This is a genomic window from Mangrovicoccus sp. HB161399 (assembly GCF_013184745.1).
GTDB lineage: Bacteria > Pseudomonadota > Alphaproteobacteria > Rhodobacterales > Rhodobacteraceae > Mangrovicoccus.
In genome coordinates this window covers 1-671 of record NZ_JAATVU010000293.1, presented here as the reverse complement: position 1 = coordinate 671, position 671 = coordinate 1, and the positions used below count along the sequence as shown (strand labels likewise).

Sequence of the window (671 nt, the reverse complement as noted above, 5' to 3'; positions counted from 1 at the left end):
CGGCGGCTTCCTGGTGCATGCCGTCTTCTATTCCGCCCCCTCCCAGCTGATCGGCAAGCGGCTGCGGGTCCATGTCTACGACGACCGGATCGAGGCTTTCCTCGGTGCCGCCCCGGTCGTCACCCACCCCCGCCGCCGCGGCCGTGATGACGGCACTCGGGTTTACTGCGTGAACTACCGCCATGTCATCCACGCCCTGCGCCGCAAGCCGCAGGCGCTGGCCGGGTCGGTCTATCGCGACGGCCTGTTTCCCCGCAGCGAATACGAGGCCGCCTGGGCCGCGCCGTCCGTGGCCTTGCCCCGCAGGGACGCCTGCCGCCGGATGGTCGACCTGCTGTGGCTCGCCCATGACGAGGGCTGCGAGGCCGAGCTCGCGGGGCTGATCGCCGGGGCCCTTGGCGAAGGCCTCCTGCCCGAGGCTCGGGCCCTGAAGCCGGAGCTGGAGCCGCGGCGCCGCGAGCTGCCCTGAGACACGCCCGTCACCCTGACCGACCTCGCCAGCTTCGACGCCCTGCTGGAGGGCCAGGCATGACTGCGCCCGTGCCGCGCCCCGTCGACGCGCATGCGCTGCCCGCCATGCTCACTGCGCTGCGCCTGCCCAGCATCCTGCGCCACTGGCCTGCGCTGGCCGGGCGTGCCGATGCCGAAGGCTGGCCAGCGTCCCGCTTTCT

At 72.9% G+C, this 671-nt stretch carries 1 pseudogene; it reads left to right on the top strand.

The features are described from left to right. A pseudogene (locus HCC78_RS32975) lies at window positions 1-469 on the top strand (IS21 family transposase); the annotation flags it as partial. Window positions 470-671 lie beyond the last annotated feature (202 nt).